Here is a 21412-nt window from a genome sequence, read left to right as displayed (position 1 = left end):
AAGCTAAGTAAGGCTTGGTTACAGTTGCTGCATACGTATTCACAGCCATATTCAGTGACAATTAACCCGCAATTAAAGCACCACGTCACGCCACTTAGTTTGTTTTTAACTTAGCCAAAAACTCTTTATGAGTAGGTAGTTTATCTACCGTTGAATTTATTAGGGTTTTTAACGTTGCGAATAAATCCGTTAGTTGTTCACTGCTTAATGAATCAACAATACTGTTATAGTCATCTGGTATTAGGCCTTGACCTATAAATACTTGCTGCCAAGCTACTTCTGCAAATAACTCGTCGTTTTCGCGCACGACTTTGCCCGTTTGTTTAAATAAATCCATTTTATGCGCTAACGATTGAGGAATTTCCATTTGCTTACATTGACGCCAAAATGGGGGGTCTTCTCGCTCAGTTAATTTATAGTGCAAAATAATGAAGTCACGAATATGCTCGATTTCACTGATGCTTTGCTTATTAAATTCAGTTACTAACGCATCACTAACCCCATTATGAGGAAACAACTTAATTAAACGTGTGACCGCACTTTGTATTAAGTGAATACTAGTAGACTCTAAGGGCTCTAAAAATCCACTAGAGAGCCCTACTGCGACTACATTTTTATGCCACTGCTTTAAACGTCGACCTGTTTTAAATTTAATTAAACGCGGGCTTGTTGTTGGCTCACCCGGTAAGTTATTTAATAAAAGTGCGGTTGCTGACTCATCCGATAAATAGCGGCTGCAATACACTAAGCCATTACCTGTTCGGTTTTGTAGCGGAATTTGCCACTGCCAGCCTGCGTCATGTGCTATTGATCGCGTATAGGGCTTTAATTCGTTGCTGCCTGTTGATTGCACTGCAACAGCCCTATCGCAAGGTAAATAATGCGACCAATCAACAAACCCCGTATTGAGAGTTTGCTCAATTAAAAGTGCGCGCTGGCCAGTGCAATCTATAAATAAATCCCCTTGGATTTGGCTATTATCGTCAAGTGTTAAGTTGGAGATATTACCTGTGTCTGGGCATTGCTCAACACGTTCTATTTTTGCATCAATGTGTTTAACGCCGCGTGATAATGCAAGATTTTTTAAATATTCAGCATACAAAGTGGCGTCAAAGTGAAACGCATAACTAAGCCCTGGTAATTGAGTATTAGGAATAGTATTTAGTAGCGTAAATTTGTGCTGTTTAGCGGCTTGATAGTTAAGAGAAAAATCCCATAAAGAGTCCTCGCTGCCATTAATGTGCCCTTTTACCCAGAAATTATAAAAGTCACAAAAGGGAAAATCTTTACCAAACGAGCCAAATGCATGCATGTAGCTATGCCCTGGTGTTTTCCAATTTTCGAACTCTATACCCAGTTTGATAGACGCATTGGTGGCATTTATAAAATCTTGCTCATTAATACCGAGCGCATTATTAAGCCCAATAATAGGAGGAATAGTGGCCTCTCCCACACCTATAGTGCCAATGCTACTTGATTCAATAAGGGTAATATTAATTACTTTACCTAACACTTTATTAAGTAGTGCTGCGGTTATCCAACCAGCTGTTCCACCGCCGGCAATGACGACATGTTTTATTGGCTTCATATTATTGCTCATGTTCATAAAGGTTGATAAAACTTAGGTAAAGTAGCTATAAAAAAGCCCTTGTAAAACTAATTACAAGGGCTTCTTAATACAAAACTTATTATAGCTTGTAGCTTACACCGAGTAAGTAAGTACGGCCATAATCTTGGTAGTCACGCACTTGCAGCGCATTATCGCCCTGCAATGATGTAAACGCTTCTTCGGTAATGTTTTGAATTTGGAACGTCATTGATAAGTTCTCAAAACCTGCAATACCAGAATCAGCAAAGTCATAGCCTACTTGCGCATCCCAAATAGTCTCGCCAAGTATATCAACTTGTTGTGTTGCAAAACCTGAACCGTAGATATCACCTTTAAAGTCACTACGTTTACGCATACTGGTACGTGCTTGGAAACCATTGCGTTCGAAGTATACAGTTAGGCTATCAATTTTATCTGACAAACCTGGTAGTTCGTAATCGTTTCCGTTTTGATCTTGCAAGTCTTGCTCAACGCTAGTGTGGCTCGCAATTAAACCAAAACCTTCTAACGACTCATGTAATACACTGAACGGGAATGATAATGAAAGCTCATAGCCCCATAAACTTCCGTCGCCACCATTCACTTTACTTGAACGAGTAGCTGTATTTCTGTCTGCTGGAGGCAACTCGCCGGTTGCAGGGTCTTCTTTACCTGTTACATCAACATCGTAACGCTCATCAAAAATCCATTGGTCAATGTCTTTATAAAATAACGCTGCTGAAAAGTAACCTTCTGCATCAAAGTAGTTTTCGTATGTTAAATCAAAGCCTGTTGCTTCTTTTGGTTCAAGCTCTGCATTACCACCAGAAATAGACCAGTAGTTACCATTTTCGTCTGGCTTTTCGCTGTTATAGCTTGTCTCAATCGATGCATGCATTTCATCAAGGCGAGCACGAGAAATTGTTTTAGCCGCGCCAAAACGAATTGTTTGCTCTTGGTCAATTGCAAAAGATAAGTTTAAGCTTGGTAATACATTTGAATAGTCGTGGCTAATATCAGTAGGTGATGCAACCACTAAACCATTAATATTTGATGCCTCAAAGCCTTGTGATGACTGCTCAGTGCGTACATAACGTATACCTACATTACCTGTTACCGGTATGCCACCAATTTCAGCGTTAATGTCTGCTTGAATAAATGCAGCGGTAACTTCTTCTTGAACTGTCCACGAACGGGTTAAGTGTTTTTGATCCGTTAAGCTTTCTTGCAGTAGATCGTAATAACCATCATTTACTAGGCCGTTAGTGTCATAAGCAATCATGTCACCCATGCCAATAAAGTCTAAACTTGCCGAACCTAAACGGTATTGCTCTGGTACTGATACCATGCCTGGATTATCTAAAGAGAAATCTTTTAAAGTCATGAAGTAGCCTTCAGACTGTTTTACTTTCTCACGGTCGCGGTAAGATAAACCAAAATTAATACGGCTAAAGTATTCGTTCTCAAGTACTTTACTGGCCGCTAACTTAAGCGTTGAAAGCTCATCGCTAATCTCTGGTGCATTAATAAAGCCATCTTGTGCGGTATTTTGATAAGCCGTGTCATTTAAGCCGTACTTGTTATTTAACGCAGCACTGCCACCCCAAGATAACGGGCCACCTAACTGAATTAAGTCGTAGTCGCTGTAATCAAGCTCATGAGTAAACTGTGCACCCGTATTTCCACCATCAAATGCATACCCTATGTTATCAGCAATACCGTTTGCATCGCCACGGCCAGTACCTGAATAACTTTCAATACTCCAAATAGTACGATCTACTTTTGAGCGGCTTGCATCAAACTCAACTGACCAATCATCGTTAATATCGTATTTTGCATTAAAACCAAATTGTGTGAGCTCTGCTTTTCGCTCTTCGTAGTCATTTCGTACAACAACGCGTTGCCCTTCAGTGACTGCACTGGTAATAAAGCCAGACTGTTCATCTACAGTAACACTATTTGGGTCGATGCTACCTTGACCCCAGGCGAAAGGTACTTCGATACCACGTAAGATTTTTTCATCATTAAAATCTACATATAGCGCATCAAACGTCATGTTTAAACGATCATTTGGTGCAGCTTCCACTACTAGCATCGCTGAATCACGTTCAAGTGTTGATGAGCGTACGAAAGGTTTAGCGCCGCCTAAAATTGAATAGTTTTGGCCATCATTCCCTGTAAACTCAGGGTAACCCCAAGAATTCCAACGTTTTTCTTGGTTTGGAGAACTCATTGTGTTGTAAGCAAATGCTACACCTATAGTGTCATCTGCAAACTGGTCTATGTATGAAACGGTGCCACGAAAGCCTTTGTCATCGCCATCCGGGTTTAATTTATCAAAGCTAGTTTGCTCATACTGACCATTAAACATGATCACTTGTTCACCTTTACTTAAAGGCTTTACCGTTTGCATGTCGATAACACCGGCAATGCCTTCAGCTTCAATGCTAGCACTTGGCGTTTTATAAACAGTAACACCGCTCATTATTTCTGATGGGTAAAGGTCAAACTCAACACCACGGTTGTCACCAATAGATACCTGCTCACGGCCATTAAATGTTGTTGCGCTTTCGTTTTCGCTAAAACCACGAACACTTACACGGCTAGCACGACCATCAAGACGCTGGGCTGTTAAACCTGGTAAACGTGCGATTGACTCTGCAATAGATGAGTCTGGAAGTTTACCAATGTCTTCTGCAGAAATTGACTCAACAACCTGTGTTGAAAAACGCTTAGTATTAATTGATTCAACAACACTACCGCGAAAACCTTTTACTTCGATGATTTCTACATCATCATTTTTTATTGTTTCTTCTTGTGCCGCGGTGGTGGCAAAGCTTGATAGTCCGGCAGCAGTTAATGCTAGCGTTAATATACTTGGTTTGAACATAGCCATAATGTTTTCCCGTTACCCATAATGTGATACCCGCTTACTTGTTTAAGTGATAGTTAAACATGCGAGCTTATTTTGTTGTCAGGATGAATATTAACGCTCGTATTATTTTATTAACAACTTTATGCATACGTATTCAAAATAGCATTACACAGCCAAAGTTAACATTAAATTTACAAACAAACATGTAAGCAACTGTTTTACAATGGATTATTTTGGTGCAATTATACTTTATGAGCTTGACGTTAACCTGTATTTATTTTTTTATGAAATAAGCCATTCATAAAACGACAATAAAGTGAAACAAAGTGATTTTATTTTTTAATTTATTATTAAACACACTATCTATTCAAATTAAATTGGTAAGACCAATACTAAAAAACACCAACTCAGTGCACACCTTTGTTTTTACGCACCTACATGGCGCAAACAATAAATTAACAACTCAATATTAGAATTGGTAAAGTAAAATAAGAATAATCCACGGCCCAAAACGCTTGCCTTAATGATTTGTACATCTTGTTTTAATGCCTTGAAATAGGTGCATACGTATGCAGGATTTTTACAGCATGACAGGCTTCAAGTATGCTTTTTAAAATAAACGAGGATTATTACCTCTAAAAAAGAACAACACAAAGACAGTGTGAAAACGGAGAAAAGCATGGCCCAAAAGCAATGGTATAAAGGTGCGGTTATTTATCAGGTTTATCCGCGTAGCTTTCAAGATAGCAACAACGATGGCATTGGTGATTTAAAAGGAATAATAAATCGTATTGATTACATTAAAAGCTTAGGGGTAGATGCTATTTGGATCTCACCTTTCTTTAAATCGCCTATGAAAGATTTTGGTTATGATATTAGTGACTACCGTGATATTGACCCGCTTTTTGGTAATTTAGCTGATTTTGATGAGTTAATTGCACAAGCACATCAACGCGACATTAAAATTATTATTGACCAAGTGCTAAGCCACACCTCAGATCAACATCAATGGTTTATTGATAGCCGTGAAGACTTATCTAACGATAAAGCCGACTGGTATGTATGGGCCGATGCTAAAGAAGATGGCACAGCACCTAATAATTGGTTGTCTATTTTTGGTGGTGGTGCATGGCAATGGGAGCCGCGTCGTGGACAATACTACTTGCATAACTTTTTTACTGAACAGCCTGATCTTAACTTTCATAACCCCGATGTTCGCCAAGCCGTTCTAGATAATGTTGAATTCTGGCTTAAAAAGGGCGTGGATGGCTTTAGGTTAGACGCAATTAACTTTTGCTACCATGACGCTTTGCTTCGTGATAACCCAGCTAAACCAAAAGAAAAACGTCAAGGCCGTGGCTTTAGCGAAGATAATCCGTATGCATTTCAGTACCATTACTACAATAATACCCAGCCTGAAAACATAGAGTTTATGCGTGATATTCGAACTTTACTCAACAAGTACCCTGGTACCGTATCACTGGGTGAAATTTCATCTGAAGATTCATTAGCCACAATGGCAGAATACACCCAAGGTGGCGATAAACTGCACATGGGTTACAGCTTTGAGCTATTAACGGATGATTACTCGAGCGAGTATATAAGAAACACCGTTACTACACTTGAGCAATGCATGACTGAAGGCTGGCCTTGCTGGGCATTTAGCAACCATGACGTAGAACGTGTTGCTAGCCGTTGGAGTGAAACGGGAGAGGTACACCCAGCGCAATGTAAAATGTTGACCGCCCTACTCGCTTCACTTCGTGGCAGCGTGTGTATGTATCAAGGTGAAGAACTCGGACTCGGTGAAGCCAGCGTTGCGTTTGAAGATTTACAAGACCCGTACGGCATAACTTTTTGGCCAAACTTTAAAGGTCGTGATGGCTGTCGTACCCCAATGCCTTGGGAGAACCTAGATAACTCACAAAGCAATGCACACAATGCAGGATTTAGTGAGGTAAAACCGTGGTTACCTGTTGATCAACAACACAGGCTACAAGCAGTTGCTGAACAAGAGAATGATGTAAACTCAATATTAAACGCGTACCGTGAATTTATGGCCTGGCGTAAAAACCAGCCAGTATTACTTGAAGGTGATATTGAGTTTATACAAACCGCCGAGCCAATTTTGGCGTTTTACCGCACATTAAACGAAGAAAAGATGTTGTGTGTATTCAATTTAAGCGGGGCAAAAGCAGAGCTTGTTATTGATGTTAGTGTTGAAAAAGAACATAACACGCTTTCTCATTACAACGCGCAGCTTAATAATAAAACACTGACCGTTGAGCCATTTGGTAGTTATTACGCCAACTGCAATTAGTATTTACATTATTACAAATAAAAAACCCGAGCATTGCTCGGGTTTTTTATAGCAAATTTTTAGTGGTTAATTGTTTTACTATTTAAATAATCAGTAAAAGCAAATAGTACACCTGATACCACAAACGTAACGTGTATTAGCACTTTCCAGAGTAGTTCATCATTAGAATGAGAGGCAGAGCTTATAAATACCTTAAGCAGCTCAACAGCTGAAATAGCCACGATTGCACTGATCAGCTTCATTTTCAAACCAGAAAACCCGACCTTGCCCATCCATACTGGGCGGTCTTCATGATTTTCGATATTAAGCTTAGAGACAAAGTTTTCGTAGCCGCTAAAAATAATAATCAACAGCAACCCTGCTAACAAAGCAGTATCAACTAACGTTAATATACCAACCAACAACTCTTGATTACTAGCAGTAAACGTCGCTATCCCCATCAAATATAGCTGTTTAAAAAACTTTATAAGTAATAAAACCACAGCAAATAATAAGCCGACAAAAAATGGGGCAAGTAACCAGCGTCCTTTAAATATAAACGACTCAAGCGCATGCTCTACTTTATGAACAGGATGTATTTTTTTATTTGTATTATTTGTGTGAGGCTCTGACATAGGGGCACCTAAAAATTAAAACGCGACATTAGCTCAAATCTAGCTGTAACACAATCACTTAAAATAAAAGATAGGTACACAATATGCTTATCCTGACGATAAAAATATTTCGTTTTCCTTTGTGATAATTGTGATTAAAAATCAACTTACCAACAGAGATGTTCTGGCTTGGTTACACTTGTTTTATGCATGCATTATTTGAATGCATAATTCGATTGTTACTCCATTTTTAGGAATAAGAAAATGAATAAAGCATTACTCGCGTTAATCGTTGCACCATTTTTCGTTTTATCAGCTGCAAATGCAGTTACAAGCGATACTACAGACGCTTCAGCCGAAACGATTCAAGAGTTCACAGAAATGTGTATTAGCTGGGCTAAAGAAGACGACGTAAGCGATGAAGCAATTTATAACTATGTTTTAAAGTGTGTGAATGATGAACTAACATCTGAAGGCTATAACAAAGTCACTGCTGTTAAGATTTAATGAATAATTGAGCAGTTCAAACCTAAATTGGTTACATTTTAACTCTGTAAAATAAAAAGTCAGATTAAAAATGCCATTGCGATAGGTTTGATAATGCAAAAAAAACCGGAACTGTCACAGGCTGTGCGTTCCGGGTTTTTATTATTAAAGCGATGAATAATTAATTATTCATCATCTTTTTTTGGTTTGGCTTTAGCTTTACTTTTAGCTGGCGCTTTTTTAGCTGCAGCTTTCTTTTTAGGCGCAGCTTTTTTCTTAGCCTCTTCTACCCATTTACCACCCTCGTAATGGGCCGTCCAACCAGTTGCTTTACCATCAACTTCAGTCATCACATATTGGACTTTGTTTTTACGACTGTAACGCACAACAGCAAGGTTGCCATCAGGATCTTTGGCTGGTGCATCAGCTAGGTAGTAAAACTTAGGCGAAATACGATCTCTAAAGCGTTGTAACTCTTCTACTTTAGGAGCACGTGTTTCTCGTGATTTAGGGAACGTATTTGCAGCTAAGAAAATACCAGCCGCGCCATCACGTAATACAAAATACGCTTCAGACTTTTCACATTCTAATTCAGGGATATGAACTGGATCTTCTTTTGGTGGCGCAGCTTCACCATTTTTTAACAACTTACGTGTATTTTTACATTCATCGTTGTTACAACCAAAATACTTACCAAATCGGCCTGATTTTAATTCCATATCAGCGCCACATTTATCACATTCGATAATAGGGCCGTCGTAGCCTTTAATTTTAAAGGTACCCTCTTCAACAACATGCCCCTGACATGCTGGGTTATTACCACACACATGCAATTTACGGGTTTCATCGATAAGGTATGAATCCATCGCTGTTTCACAAATAGGACAGCGCTTCATTTGCATTAATGTTTCTGTTTCAACGTCTTCAACATCAGCTGCAACCGCTTCATCACCCGACACTAAATTCATAGTGGTAGTACAGCGCTCTTTAGGTGGCAGGTTATAACCTGTACAGCCTAAGAATACGCCCGTTGAAGCAGTACGAATGCCCATTTTTCTGCCACAGGTTGGACAGTCAATATCGGTTTCTACCATTTGATTAAGACGCATCCCGCCTTCATCTGGTTCGCCTTTAGCAATGTTTAACTGGGTTGAGAAATCAGCATAAAACTTATCGAGAACTTGCGTCCAAACACGCTCGCCTTCGGCGATATCATCTAAACGACCTTCCATTTTAGCGGTAAAGTCAAAGTTCATTAAATCTGTAAAGTTTTCAACTAGGCGATCGGTAACAATTTCACCCATTTTTTCAGCAAAAAAGCGACGATTTTCAACTCGTACATAACCACGGTCTTGTATTGTCGAAATAATAGACGCGTAAGTTGAAGGACGGCCAATGCCACGTTTTTCAAGTTCTTTAACTAAGCTCGCTTCACTAAAACGTGCTGGCGGCTTGGTAAAATGCTGCTTAGGATCAAGCTCAACTAAGGTGAGAACTTCACCTTGCTTAACAGCAGGAAGTGATTGATCTTCTTCGTTCTTTTTACGCACTGCTGGCTGTACTTTTGTCCAACCATCAAAGCGAAGCACACGGCCTTTTGCCTTTAATGTGAAATCATTGGCGGCAACGGTTAATGTGGTTAAGTCGTATTCAGCAGGCACCATTTGACAAGCCACGAACTGACGCCAGATAAGCTCATAAAGCTTTTTAGCATCGGCATCAACACCTTCAACATGCCCTGAAAGTACCGATACGCTAGAAGGACGAATCGCTTCGTGCGCCTCTTGCGCATTGCCTTTTGAGCTATAGTTAATTGGATCAGCAGGTAAATATTTTGCACCAAACTCATTGGTCACATACTCACGACACATCTCAACCGCATCTTTTGATAGATTAGTTGAATCGGTACGCATATAGGTAATATAACCACCTTCATATAGGCGCTGCGCAAGCATCATGGTCTTTTTAACGCCATAACCGAGTCGAGTACTGGCGGCTTGTTGCATGGTTGAAGTAATAAATGGCGCACTTGGGCGACTCTTACTTGGTTTTTCTTCAACGCTTACAACTTTATATTCGGCATTCTCAAGGCTTTTAACTGCTGCTGTAGCTTGTGCCTCATTTACAGGCTTAAATGGCTTGTCTGCTTGTTTAGTGACTTCTAAACGTAAGTCTGACTCGCTATTTTTAACGTCTGCATGAATATCCCAGAACTCTTCAGGAATAAACGCTTTAATTTCACGTTCGCGTTCTACCAATAAACGCACTGCAACAGATTGAACTCGTCCTGCAGATAAACCTCGTGCAACTTTGGCCCACAATAATGGCGAGACCATAAAACCAACCACACGGTCTAGGAAACGACGAGTCTGCTGTGCAAAAACCATATCGGTGTTCAATTCACCCGGAGTTTCAAACGCTTGTTGTATTGCATTTTTAGTGATTTCGTTAAACACGACGCGTTTATACTTTTCAGGTTCGCCACCAATGATTTCTTGAAGATGCCAAGCAATTGCTTCCCCTTCTCTATCCAAATCCGTTGCGAGATAGATTTGATCAGCATTTTGGGCAAGCTTTTGTAATTCTTGAACAACCTTTTCTTTACCCGGTAATACTTCGTAATGTGGCTCCCACCCTTTTTCGGGATCAATGCCCATACGCGCGACTAAGTTAGAATAGTCACGTTGCTGTTTATACGCTGCTTTCTCATCAGGTGGCATTTTACGAACCTCAGCAGGTGTCTTGCTTGCTGGTACTTTGTTTTTGCCTGATCCTGATGTAGGTAAATCTCGTACGTGCCCAATACTGGACTTAACGATAAAATCATTACCTAAGTATTTATTAATTGTTTTAGCCTTAGCAGGTGACTCTACAATTACTAGCGATTTGCCCATAGTTGCCTATTTCTAACCTAGTTTTTTAAATGTGTTTAGCCGACTCATGCGGCGCGAATATTTATAGGTATATCTACAAACACTAGTTCTTACAAGCTTTTAATACAAACTTTTCAGTATTTACTGAATAAACAAACAATTTCTGTTGTTAATTTAAACAAACCAGCGTTTTTTGAATAATTGATGTGGAATATATAGAATAGAAACAAAAATGCCAACCTTATTGGTTGGCATTTTTTATGCTTTACATATTTTAAACCTTAGGTTCGTCTAAAATCGACATCACGGTATATTGTGTTTTCACACCACCAGGCGTTTCAAACTCAATGTATAAAAACCCAGAATCAACATCATTTGGCTCAGCCTCTTTAGTAATATTAACTGAGACAGAGATTGGCGTTTTTTGTGCAGTATTAACCACGGTGTAATCTGTTAACCCTCTTAATACACCATTGTCGGCAGTAACGCTCACTGTAGTACCCGCAGGTAGTGGATTATTATGAATGTCACTGAAGAAAATAGTCACTGAAATCGCGCTGTAAGGTGTTGAATTGCTAATATCAATAAGGTTTATGTCGCACATACCTGCCATATCAGAAGCTTCTAAGCGAATACCATCGCTTAAACTACAGTTATTTAAAGCCGTTACAGCTCTAATGTAAGGTGTACTACCTGACATAACTAACTCTGAACGAGCGCGCACATTAACTGTTTCACGGGTACATGCATTTGCAGCTAGGGCTTCATCACTACATAGTAAGCCATTGTATATACCATCACCACTGTCATACTGGCCATTATCTTGTGCACCTGAGCGTTCCACATACCACTCATCTTCACCACCATTAGAATCCACAGGATTTGTTGGGGCTGGTAAATTCCCATCAAACACCCCATTTTCATTAAAATCTATAAAGGCTTCAGGTAAATCTTGTAAAGTTGAGTCAAACTCGTTTTGATTAAATTCACCGTTGGCAGATACATCATTAAATGACTCTTCACCCACAGAATAAGCAAGTAAGCTAACACGCCCACCAAGTGGATAATCAATTGGCGCGTTATTAGGCGCATCAGTTAGCGCAATTGGATCGCCATTGCTATCTAAATAATTAATTAAGTTACCATTTGCGTCGAGTTGTGATTCTCTGATACCTAAAGTACAAGGTGCAGATTGTCCAAAATAACGGTCGCATTTATCTGCAACAGAATTATTGTAAATGCTGTAATGGTATGGAATTGGGTTTTGACTACGCCACTGCGCTTTACACAAACCGTCTATGGTGCGACAAAGTAATAAAGGTGTAAATTGTTCATCATCAATAGTGCCAACTGCACCACCTTCACTGGCAATATAAATTGCCGTGTTATCTGGTACAAAATTATTAAAATGATCGGCTGCAAATACGGTTAAGTCTGTAGTCACCCCAGCTTCGTTTAATGACTCGGTATTAAAGGTTTGCACTGCAAGCGTGAAACTATCCTGATCTGGAACACCAGTCGTAATAGTAATGTCATTAGAGACAATAGAGATCACACTATTTTGTGAGGTATCGCTACTGTCAATCTGATGTGAGGCAATCACAGATAAAATACCAGCAGCTTTTCCTGAGCGAACGTTTACAGTCACTAAACCTTCATTGTTAGTAAATTGAAATGCGCTATCTAATAGAGCACCACCTGGGTTTTGTGAAAGTGCAAAATCAATTTGCTTTTGACCCACTGGATTTCCATTTACATCTAAGAGCTTAAAGGTGAGCTCTGAATTTTCAGTCAAGGTTTGACCGCCCGCTCCTTTAATAGCTAATACTTGATTAGTCACCCCCATAAACGCAATTGAACCTGTTTGAGCCGCAGCTACATTGATGTTTATGGTTTTTGTTGCAACATTACCACCTGTAACTACGGTCGCGGTAATCGTATCTATACCATTACAGCCATCAGCTTTGTATGTTGCACTTGCCGTACCACCGATACTCGTTACCACATTATCGATAGTGGCTCTGGGGGTAGATTCTTCTGCGCAAGCAGAAGTAAATTGCACTTCCAGCGGGGTAGTAAATACATTATTACTACCGTCTACAATCTGAGCCGTAATAATCGTGGTAGAGCCGGCAGATAGTACATCACCGGTAGCAATACCTGCGCTTAGATTTACATTTACTTGAACAGCGTTAATTTCAAATAAAGCACTCGCAACTCCGCCCTGTGCGGTTAATTCAACTTGGCCAACACCTGAGCTACTGCCTGGCAATAAATTCAAAATAGCCACACCAAACGCATCAGTTTTAGCCGTTAAGCTTTCAGGTAATAAAATGCCTAGCGTGGTTGTCGCTTGAACTAACACATTGCTGGCTGGCGTATTACTACCAGGTTTTGTGATTTTTGCATAAACAATCGCTTGCTGACCCAGTAAATTACTATTTTGCGAACAATCTGATGGATCAAGTTCAAAAGAATCTCTATCTATATTTAACCAACTATCAGGACAGTTTTGTAAGATTTTAATGTCAATATTTGCAGCATCGTCGTTAGATTGCGGCTCGTCACCGGCGGTATAAAAACCGAGCTTGCTTGTTGAGCCTTCGTAGCTTGCAACAATGGTTCCTGCTCCTTCAACACTGCCTGCACTGAGCTCTATAGTTGCAACACCACTTGTATTTGTTAATGCGCTTGCTGTAGCAGGTATGAAAGAACCAAGTGTTGTAGTAAAACTAACTTCTTGACGAACAACGGGTTGTCCATCACTGTCAGTTACAGTCGCAACGACCTCAAGCGGATTGTTAGCGGTAACGATACGATCTTCAAAATTAAGTTCAACTTGGGTATCTAGTACGGCATTGTCGCCTCCAGTATCCCCACCAACGGTTCCTGTCTTCTCAAGTGAGCCACCACCGCCACAAGCGATGAGTAATGAGCTGAGCAATATAATGCTAAGCAAACGGGTTAAAGGCATATGTTTCTCCAATGCGCTATTACTAAGTTAAACTTATTTACTTAATGTTAACCTATAACTTAGTCTAAAATCTCAGTTTTTTACTTCTTTTTGCGATAAAAATTTTTAAAAAAGTTGACGTTTTTTCTGTAAAAAAAATTACATGCTGTTAGTCTATGCCAAATTTATAAAAAATAGATTGGAAATATGTCTAAAATCCGTTCGATGAGTTTAACTACTCGCATCATGATTGGTATGGTTCTTGGTGTTGCAGTAGGCTTTATATTTCAGGCTATATTAGCTGGTGAAGACGATTACCTAATCCCTCTTGGGTTATTCTCTTTGCCAATTAAAGCCTTTTTTGTTGATGGCCTTTTCCATGTAGGTGGACAAATATTTATAGCTAGCTTAAAAATGCTAGTTGTTCCCCTCGTCTTTGTGTCGCTTGTGTGCGGTACTTGTAGTTTAAGCGATCCTAAAAAATTAGGTCGTTTAGGTGGAAAATCGATTAGTCTATATTTGGTTACCACAGCGATCGCAATCACAGTAGCAATTTCACTGGCGTTACTATTTAACCCAGGTGAAGGGATTGGGCTACCTTCGCAAGCAAGCTACGACGCAAAAGAAGCGCCTACTTTAGCTCGCGTTATTATTGATATGTTCCCAACCAATCCATTTGAAGCAATGGCCAAAGGAAATATGCTACAAGTTATTGTGTTTGCTTTATTATTTGGTATTGCAATGGCACTTAGCGGTAAAGCAGGCAAACGTGTAGCAACAGTATTTGAAGACTTGAACACCGTTATCTTAAAACTAGTTACTTTATTAATGAATATTGCTCCTTACGGCGTATTTTTCTTAATGGCTAAGTTATTTACTACCATCGAACTTAACTTAATTGTGAGCTTAGCTAAGTACTTTGGCGTGGTTGTTTTAGCCCTGTTATTACATGCATTCGTAAACTACACTCTTCTGCTAAAAATACTTACAGGCCTAAACCCGCTTACTTTCTTAGCTAAAATGAAACACACCTGTTTATTTGCTTTTAGTACCTCAAGTTCCAGCGCAACTATGCCTATCACCCTTGAGACTGCAACGAAGAAGCTAGGGGCTAATAACTCTGTCGCTTCATTTACTATACCTTTAGGCGCAACCATTAATATGGATGGCACTGCAATTATGCAAGGTGTGGCTACGGTATTTATTGCTCAAGTATTTAGTGTTGATTTAACTATTTCTGATTACTTAATGGTAATACTAACAGCAACGCTTGCCTCGGTTGGCACAGCGGGTGTTCCTGGCGTTGGTTTAATTATGCTGGCCATGGTACTTAACCAAGTAGGCCTACCGGTTGAAGGAATCGCAATTATAATAGGTGTTGATAGACTACTTGATATGACCCGAACCGCAGTAAATGTAACAGGCGACTGTATGGTAACCTGTGTTGTGGCTAAAAGTGAGGGTGAACTAGATGAAAGTATTTTCAACGACCCTAATGCAGCTAAAGATTTAGAAGACTATCACAAATCAATTGATTAACAGCTTCTATCTTAAGTTATAAAAAAAGCCTTGCTACTTCATTAAGTAACAAGGCTTTTTTATTATGTATAAGCTATGAAATTATTAAGGGTTTAACGCCTTAAATTTTGACATTAAACTCACTCCTGCCTTATTCACACCATGGCTGAGCCCTATTGCAAGCTTATCACTTAGCCCTTTTTTAATTTTATATTGCACCTTGTATATTTGATGCTGATGCTGCTGCTCTAGTAAGGCATCATCACTGGTTTTAATGGTATCAACTAAGCCTTTTTCAATCGCTTGGGTTGCAAACCAATGTTCACCCGTTGCCACTAAGTCCATATTCAAACTGGGACGCTGTGTGCTCACAAAGGTTTTAAATAACACATGGGTTTGCTCTATCTCTTCGCGAAATTTTTCACGGGCTTTATCGGTATTTTCACCAAAAAGTGTTAGCGTACGTTTAAATTCGCCCGCCGTAATTTGTTCAAAATCAACATCATTTTTCTTCAAGATTTTATTAAAGTTTGGAATTTGTGCAATCACACCAATAGAGCCAACAATTGCAAACGGCGCGGCAATAATATGATCTGCCACACAGGCCATCATGTAGCCACCACTAGCAGCAACTTTGTCTATTGATACGGTTAACTCAATACCAGCTGACTTAAAACGTTGTAGTTGTGATGCAGCTAACCCGTAGCCATGTACCACGCCACCACCACTTTCAAGACGAACTAGCACTTTATCTTTTTTAGGGTCCGCGATTGAAATAATCGCAGTCACTTCTTCGCGCAAACTTTCTACTTCATGCGCATCCATACTACCATTAAAATCAATAACGTAGAGTCGTGATTTAGGCTCATCTTTTTCAGCTTTTTTTTGCTCTAGTTTTTGTTGCTTTTGATAGGCTTTTAACTCTTTTTTACCTAGCGTATTATTTAAAAAACTTTCTTTTATATTGGTAAGTTGCTCCGATAAATCATCAATTTCAATCTCACCTTTTTTTGCTTTTGGCTTAACAGCCGAGCTTACAATTAAGGTTAAAATGACAGCGATAGCAATAACAAAGGTAATGGTTTTAGCAAAAAACAAACCGTACTCGTATAAAAATTCCAACTGTATTCTCCGTTTATAAATTTCAGTCAATTTAGCATGCTTTAAAGCAAAAAAAAGCCACTTAACAGTGGCTTTTTAGACTTAATTGAGTGGTTGGCTACTAATTAGTCACAATATCAGTATCTGATACAGATAATAAACGTCCACGTGATACTAGGTAAGTTGCAATTTGCAATTGCATTTCTGCATTTGCTGCTGCGCTACCCGCTACTGTAGTCGACTGTCTTTCATCTTGCGCCGGTGTTAACACAGAGCCATGATGACCTGTGTTAAATTTAACTAAATAGCTAGAGCCCATCTCTGTTGGCGCTTGAGTTGTACTCACCGTTTCTAACCCCATAAAGTTAGCTAGAGGAACAGTACCTGCAATTGGATTGCTGGCAGTCATCGGCGGAATAACTTGGTCTGGCTTGTTATTCTCTGTGCCATCACCTACCACAACATTCATGTAAACAGGTGTTTCTAGTGCTTTAACCGTTGCAGCATAGTTAGTAGGATCGCCACTATCTAATGCTGTTTGTGCTGCAAATACAAACTGCGTCATTACGCCCTTTATATTAGCTAGTTTATCAGTTTCACCCGCCATAGTTAGCGATGCTGCAAACTCATTAAAGCCACAGCTCAAGAAGTCCTGCATGTCTGGTAACAAAGCACCACAGTTTGATAAAGCATCAGCGTTTAAGAATGCATTAAACTCATCAGCTTCAGCAGTTCCTGCTTGAGAAAGCACAGAACCTTGAATAAATGGTCCAAATGCTGCTGATTCTAACAAGAAGCTAGCAATACCACCGCCGCCGCTTGCTAATGCTACAGCGTTAACCTTAAATAATGGATCTACTTGTTCGGCTAATGGGCTATTCGTTTGTGCAATAAATGCAGGTGCTACAATTGAGCCTAGTGAATGGCCAATGTAAGATACATCAGTAGAATTTAGTGAACTGTCACCACTGAAATTTAAGCCTAAACGTAGACCAAGTAAGTCAGCACTTGACTGGCGTAAACTATCTCTGGCGACCAGTAAAGAGCTCAAGTTCATGTAGCTAAGTACAGAGCCTGTTGTTGCGTTAAAATCATCGTTACCGTCTACATCAACATCTACACCACGCTCACCATGACGAGGATGATCAATTGCAACTGTGGCAAAACCCTGTAATGAAAGCTGCGCTGTTAGTGTCAACATGCTTTCTTTTTGCGTGGTAATACCATGTTGCATAATAACTACAGGCCAACCACCTGCTGGCATAGCAGTAAATGGCTCTAAACCTAAACCTGAACGGTATGCATTAACAACCGGTAAAATTGGCTTGGTAATTTGTACTGGCACATTCGCCATGCTTTGCATTTTAGGAAGTGAGTTATATTTAGTTAAGTGTTTAGTGCTATCAAGCCCTAAATCACGAAGCTGTCCATCACTCAAAGCAGCACACATCGCATCGTTAGTGCTAATGGGATCGGTTGGGAACGCTTCACCAGCTTGCGCTTTGTAACCTAAAATAGCAACGGCACTGTCACACATACCTTGCCAGTAAGTATCATTTAGATCACTGATCTCTTTACCCGTAGGTGTACCTAAATACATAGGTAGCTGGATGCTGCCTTTTTGATATTGTGCAACTTGGAATATATCGGGCACGGTAACACCCTGCAATGCAAAAGCTTGTTGTACGTTAGCCATTGGCTGAGTTGGAATTTGCAACGCAGGAGTTGGAATTGTTGGCTCTGTTAGGCTTGCTGCTAAAACCTTTTTAATCGTGCCAAGCACTGGTCCTGCTGATTGCATTGTCATGGCAGCAGAAAAAATAATATCGTCTTTGGTAATATCACCAGAGCTAACCACTACGTTTTCGTAGCTATTAACAGCCCCTTGCAGCGCAAGTTGTGATGGCGTTACTAAAGGCGCTTCTTGTTTAACAGTGGCATAAGTTGAAGATGGTTCAATCGAGCGACCTTCTGAATCTTTCAGTCCAGTCGTTAACACATTAATGTATGAACTACCGGCTTTAAAAGGCTTAAGTGGGACAATAGCTACTGCGTCACCAGAAGCTTGGGTTACAAAGTCCACGCCAAAGGTCAATTCGCCTACTAATTTACATGCTGCACCGGCTGGTGCTTGCGAACATTCGGCATCAGTTAGGCTTGCACCCATGATAACTTCAAAAATACGTACAGAGCCTGGTGAAGCTGCAGACGTTTCATCAAGGCTAATGCCCGGTGGAAAGGTTAGATCAATTTTGAATGGCACTTGAGTAGACCAGCCATCAAGTGCTCCTATTGCTAGTTGCGGATCTGCATAGGCAGTTCTAGGGATAGAAACATTTTCGCTATTTAACTCCCCTGGAATATTTATAGTACCATCGAGGGTGCCACTCATTAATAAATCATTAGGAACCGAAATAACACCATTTGCAGGGTCAAATTTTACCGTCGCTTTAGGAATAACTGTAACTGAATTTTTTTTAACATCTTCTAACGTTTCTCCGCCGCCACAGCCTGCTAATGCAGCTGCAACTGAGAGCGAGAGTAGCATTTTTTTCATAGTGTTCTCCGCACAAATCTTATTTTTATAGTGTGTTTATAGTCAGTGTAATTAAGTTAATTTAATGTAGCTAGTATATTAATGAGACATTAGACCAGTTAAATCTAACTTAAAGTTTCTGGTTTCGCCACCTAAATTTGCAATAAATTCGATTACTTGTCGATTTGCTATGTTAAAATCAATAAAAATTTAAACATTGGTACTTTTATGCATACCTATCAAGCAACTGAAAACGCACTTAAAGACAAAATAATTTTGATCACAGGCGCAGGTGATGGGATTGGCCGTGTCGCAGCTATTACCTATGCAAAACATGGTGCAACCGTTATTTTATTAGGAAAAACAACTAATAAATTAGAATGTGTGTATGACGAAATCATTAATGCTGGCTACCCGCAGCCCGCTATTGTGCCTATGGATATAAAAGGTGCAACTAAACAAAACTATCGTGATTTAGCTGCAACTATCGAGAGCCAATTTGGCCGCTTAGATGGACTATTAAATAACGCAGGTATTTTAGGTACTTTAGGGCCGTTAGAACATTTTTGTTCATCAACATTTGAAAATGTGATGAAAGTAAACGTCACCGCACAAGCGATGATCACTAAAGCGCTATTCCCTGTAATGCGAAAGTCAAAGAGTGCATCTGTAGTATTTACTTCTTCGGGTGTGGGTCGCAAAGGAAGAGAGTTTTGGGGACCATATGCAATTTCTAAATTTGCAGTAGAAGGTATGATGCAGACATGGGCGTGTGAAGTTGAAAAAACGCCAATCCGTGTAAACTGTATCAACCCAGGTGCAACCCGTACGTCAATGCGTGCAAGCGCATTCCCGGGCGAAGATCGAGATTTACTCGCGACACCTGAAGATCTAATGCCAACTTATCTGTACTTAATGAGCGATGACTCAAAAGATATCAATGGCCAATCGTTAGACGCACAAGTTAAAAAATAATATTTAGTTTTAAACGTAAAAAAGCCGCTATAAAAAGCGGCTTTATTGTTTTTTTAGTAGCGTAATTACTTACGTTTAGTCGGTTTTACACGTTGATTGTGCTTTTTAACCGCCTTACGAATTTGATTTATTTTAGCGCGCTTATCTTTACGTTTTTCAGGGATAACCGACAGCTTAGTTTGCGTTTCTTTACCAAGTTTAACTGTTTTACGTAAGTAGTTAACTGTGTCTAAATCGTACTCAATCCAACCACCTTGTGGTACACGCTTATCAAGCTCTAATTTACCGTAGCGTATACGAATTAGGCGTGATACTTCCACATCTTGTGATTGCCATAGACGACGAACTTCGCGATTACGACCTTCATTAAGTGTTACGTTGTACCAGCGGTTAATTCCTTCACCGCCCATAGGCTTTATGCCGGTAAATTTAGCCGGACCATCTTCAAGCTCTACACCGCGAAGTAAGTTTTTCATCGTTTCGTCAGTCACTTCACCAAATACACGAGCGGAGTATTCGCGCTCAACTTCGTAACTCGGGTGCATTAAGCGATTCGCTAATTCACCGTCATTGGTAAAAAGCATTAGCCCTGACGTATTCACATCTAATCGCCCTACCGCTATCCAGCGGTCACCATCAATACGGGGTAAACGATCAAATACAGTTCTACGCCCTTCAGGATCTTTACGGGTGCTTAGTTCACCTTCAGGCTTGTTATACATAATCACACGACAAATTCTGTCAGCTTTTTCTTCAATTTTAACAGTGTGACCGTCCACACGAATTAAATCGGTTTCTTCAACCCTGTCACCTAATTTCGCCACTTTACCATTTACACTCACGCGGTTAGCGTCGATGTATTTTTCCATTTCACGGCGTGAACCTACCCCTGCACGGGCTAGGACTTTTTGTAACTTTTCACCTTGTATACTCATTTGGATGGTTCTCTCACAGAAGGATCACTTAATAACTGGGTAATTTTACTTTGCTGTTGCTCTGGCAATGCGGGTAAATCATGAAGTCCCGTTATCGAAAAATAATCTAAAAATTGTTTAGTCGTTGCATAAAGTGCCGGTTTACCGGGTACTTCTTTATGCCCAACTACTTTAACCCACTCTCTTTCAAGCAGAGTTTTAATAATATTTGAGCCAGTTGCTACACCCCGTACTTGCTCAATTTCACCACGGGTAATGGGTTGCTTATAGGCAATTAGCGACAGGGTTTCGAGTAAAGCTCTCGAGTACTTAGGCGCACGTTCTTGCCATAAATTACTCAACCATGGGCTTAAACTACTGCACGCTTGAAAACGATAGCCACTCCCTACCTCAACTAAACGTATTCCACGCGTCTGATAGTGAATTTGAATGGCCTCTACAGCATCATTAATGCGCGCCATAGAAATTGCTAAGTCGTTTAAAACCGTGTCCTTAAGATGACGTTTTGATACGGGCTTGTCTGCCACGAAAATCGCCGCTTCAATGATTTCAATTAATTGTTCATCACTAATTCGCCGACCAACCATAATCACTCTAAAGTTAATAAAAACACACAGCCATCTATTATGACAGAACAACGGCAAACTAGGAAAACATAT

Annotated in this window: 13 protein-coding genes; 4 read left to right on the top strand and 9 right to left on the bottom strand. The window is 40.0% G+C overall.

All coding sequences use genetic code 11. The features are described 5' to 3' along the window. Positions 1–94 precede the first annotated feature (94 nt). Complete coding sequence (locus FLM54_RS06930; RefSeq protein ID WP_178955943.1) at positions 95–1588, bottom strand: tryptophan halogenase family protein; 1494 nt, start codon at positions 1586–1588, stop codon at positions 95–97. 100 nt (positions 1589–1688) lie between these two features. Then, positions 1689–4484: a TonB-dependent receptor gene (locus tag FLM54_RS06925; protein ID WP_138604861.1), complete on the bottom strand. Its 2796-nt coding sequence runs from the start codon at positions 4482–4484 to the stop codon at positions 1689–1691. A 658-nt stretch (positions 4485–5142) separates the two neighbouring features. On the opposite strand from FLM54_RS06925, the gene FLM54_RS06920 reads away from it, so the two are divergent. Next, complete coding sequence (locus tag FLM54_RS06920) at positions 5143–6783, top strand: alpha-glucosidase family protein (RefSeq protein ID WP_178955941.1); 1641 nt, start codon at positions 5143–5145, stop codon at positions 6781–6783. Between the two features lie 59 nt (positions 6784–6842). On the opposite strand, the gene FLM54_RS06915 is transcribed toward FLM54_RS06920, so the two are convergent. Beyond that, a complete protein-coding gene (locus FLM54_RS06915; RefSeq protein WP_138604863.1) occupies positions 6843–7397 on the bottom strand; it encodes a TIGR00645 family protein in 555 nt (184 codons plus the stop codon). A gap of 243 nt (positions 7398–7640) precedes the next feature. On the opposite strand from FLM54_RS06915, the gene FLM54_RS06910 reads away from it, so the two are divergent. After that, positions 7641–7883, top strand: a complete 243-nt coding sequence (locus tag FLM54_RS06910) for a hypothetical protein (RefSeq protein WP_178955939.1) — start codon at positions 7641–7643, stop codon at positions 7881–7883. Positions 7884–8047: 164 nt separating this feature from the next. On the opposite strand, the gene topA is transcribed toward FLM54_RS06910, so the two are convergent. After that, positions 8048–10756, bottom strand: a complete 2709-nt coding sequence (topA, locus tag FLM54_RS06905; protein WP_013464804.1) for a type I DNA topoisomerase — start codon at positions 10754–10756, stop codon at positions 8048–8050. A 253-nt stretch (positions 10757–11009) separates the two neighbouring features. Continuing rightward, the gene (locus FLM54_RS06900) at positions 11010–13709 is read right to left on the bottom strand and encodes an Ig-like domain-containing protein (protein WP_178955937.1); all 2700 of its coding nucleotides are present in this window, start codon (positions 13707–13709) and stop codon (positions 11010–11012) included. Positions 13710–13895: 186 nt separating this feature from the next. Here FLM54_RS06900 and FLM54_RS06895 point away from each other — a divergent pair, with 186 nt between their 5' ends. Continuing rightward, positions 13896–15227 (top strand): dicarboxylate/amino acid:cation symporter, encoded by a 1332-nt coding sequence (locus tag FLM54_RS06895; RefSeq protein WP_178955935.1) that lies wholly within the window; start codon positions 13896–13898, stop codon positions 15225–15227. An 84-nt stretch (positions 15228–15311) separates the two neighbouring features. Here FLM54_RS06895 and sohB read toward each other — a convergent pair whose 3' ends face one another. Together sohB and FLM54_RS06885 are read right to left on the bottom strand one after the other, a co-directional pair. Further along, on the bottom strand, positions 15312–16328 hold the full coding sequence (gene sohB / locus FLM54_RS06890) for a protease SohB (RefSeq protein WP_138604868.1): 1017 nt from the start codon (positions 16326–16328) through the stop codon (positions 15312–15314). 100 nt (positions 16329–16428) lie between these two features. Next, positions 16429–18864 (bottom strand): VolA/Pla-1 family phospholipase, encoded by a 2436-nt coding sequence (locus FLM54_RS06885; RefSeq protein WP_178955933.1) that lies wholly within the window; start codon positions 18862–18864, stop codon positions 16429–16431. A gap of 207 nt (positions 18865–19071) precedes the next feature. Here FLM54_RS06885 and FLM54_RS06880 point away from each other — a divergent pair, with 207 nt between their 5' ends. Then, positions 19072–19818, top strand: a complete 747-nt coding sequence (locus FLM54_RS06880; RefSeq protein WP_178955931.1) for a YciK family oxidoreductase — start codon at positions 19072–19074, stop codon at positions 19816–19818. Between the two features lie 65 nt (positions 19819–19883). Here FLM54_RS06880 and rluB read toward each other — a convergent pair whose 3' ends face one another. Both rluB and scpB read right to left on the bottom strand, forming a co-directional pair. Continuing rightward, positions 19884–20753, bottom strand: coding sequence for a 23S rRNA pseudouridine(2605) synthase RluB (gene rluB / locus FLM54_RS06875; RefSeq protein ID WP_008110001.1), 870 nt, complete (start codon positions 20751–20753; stop codon positions 19884–19886). Next, positions 20750–21340, bottom strand: coding sequence for an SMC-Scp complex subunit ScpB (gene scpB / locus FLM54_RS06870; protein ID WP_138604871.1), 591 nt, complete (start codon positions 21338–21340; stop codon positions 20750–20752). The genes rluB and scpB overlap by 4 nt, the downstream gene beginning before the upstream one ends. Between the last annotated feature and the right edge of the window lie 72 nt (positions 21341–21412).

This window comes from Pseudoalteromonas sp. Scap25, from assembly GCF_013394125.1.
Taxonomy (GTDB): Bacteria; Pseudomonadota; Gammaproteobacteria; order Enterobacterales; family Alteromonadaceae; genus Pseudoalteromonas.
This window is presented reverse-complemented; position numbering and strand designations above follow the sequence as displayed.

Excerpts from the sequence above, each read along its gene's own strand:
- FLM54_RS06930 (WP_178955943.1), bottom strand. The coding sequence starts at position 1,588 with ATGAAGCCAATAAAACATGTCGTCATTGCCGGCGGTGGAACAGCTGGT.
- FLM54_RS06925 (WP_138604861.1), bottom strand. The coding sequence starts at position 4,484 with ATGGCTATGTTCAAACCAAGTATATTAACGCTAGCATTAACTGCTGCC.
- FLM54_RS06920 (WP_178955941.1), top strand. The coding sequence starts at position 5,143 with ATGGCCCAAAAGCAATGGTATAAAGGTGCGGTTATTTATCAGGTTTAT.
- FLM54_RS06915 (WP_138604863.1), bottom strand. The coding sequence starts at position 7,397 with ATGTCAGAGCCTCACACAAATAATACAAATAAAAAAATACATCCTGTT.
- FLM54_RS06910 (WP_178955939.1), top strand. The coding sequence starts at position 7,641 with ATGAATAAAGCATTACTCGCGTTAATCGTTGCACCATTTTTCGTTTTA.
- topA (WP_013464804.1), bottom strand. The coding sequence starts at position 10,756 with ATGGGCAAATCGCTAGTAATTGTAGAGTCACCTGCTAAGGCTAAAACA.
- FLM54_RS06900 (WP_178955937.1), bottom strand. The coding sequence starts at position 13,709 with ATGCCTTTAACCCGTTTGCTTAGCATTATATTGCTCAGCTCATTACTC.
- FLM54_RS06895 (WP_178955935.1), top strand. The coding sequence starts at position 13,896 with ATGTCTAAAATCCGTTCGATGAGTTTAACTACTCGCATCATGATTGGT.
- FLM54_RS06885 (WP_178955933.1), bottom strand. The coding sequence starts at position 18,864 with ATGAAAAAAATGCTACTCTCGCTCTCAGTTGCAGCTGCATTAGCAGGC.
- FLM54_RS06880 (WP_178955931.1), top strand. The coding sequence starts at position 19,072 with ATGCATACCTATCAAGCAACTGAAAACGCACTTAAAGACAAAATAATT.
- rluB (WP_008110001.1), bottom strand. The coding sequence starts at position 20,753 with ATGAGTATACAAGGTGAAAAGTTACAAAAAGTCCTAGCCCGTGCAGGG.
- scpB (WP_138604871.1), bottom strand. The coding sequence starts at position 21,340 with ATGGTTGGTCGGCGAATTAGTGATGAACAATTAATTGAAATCATTGAA.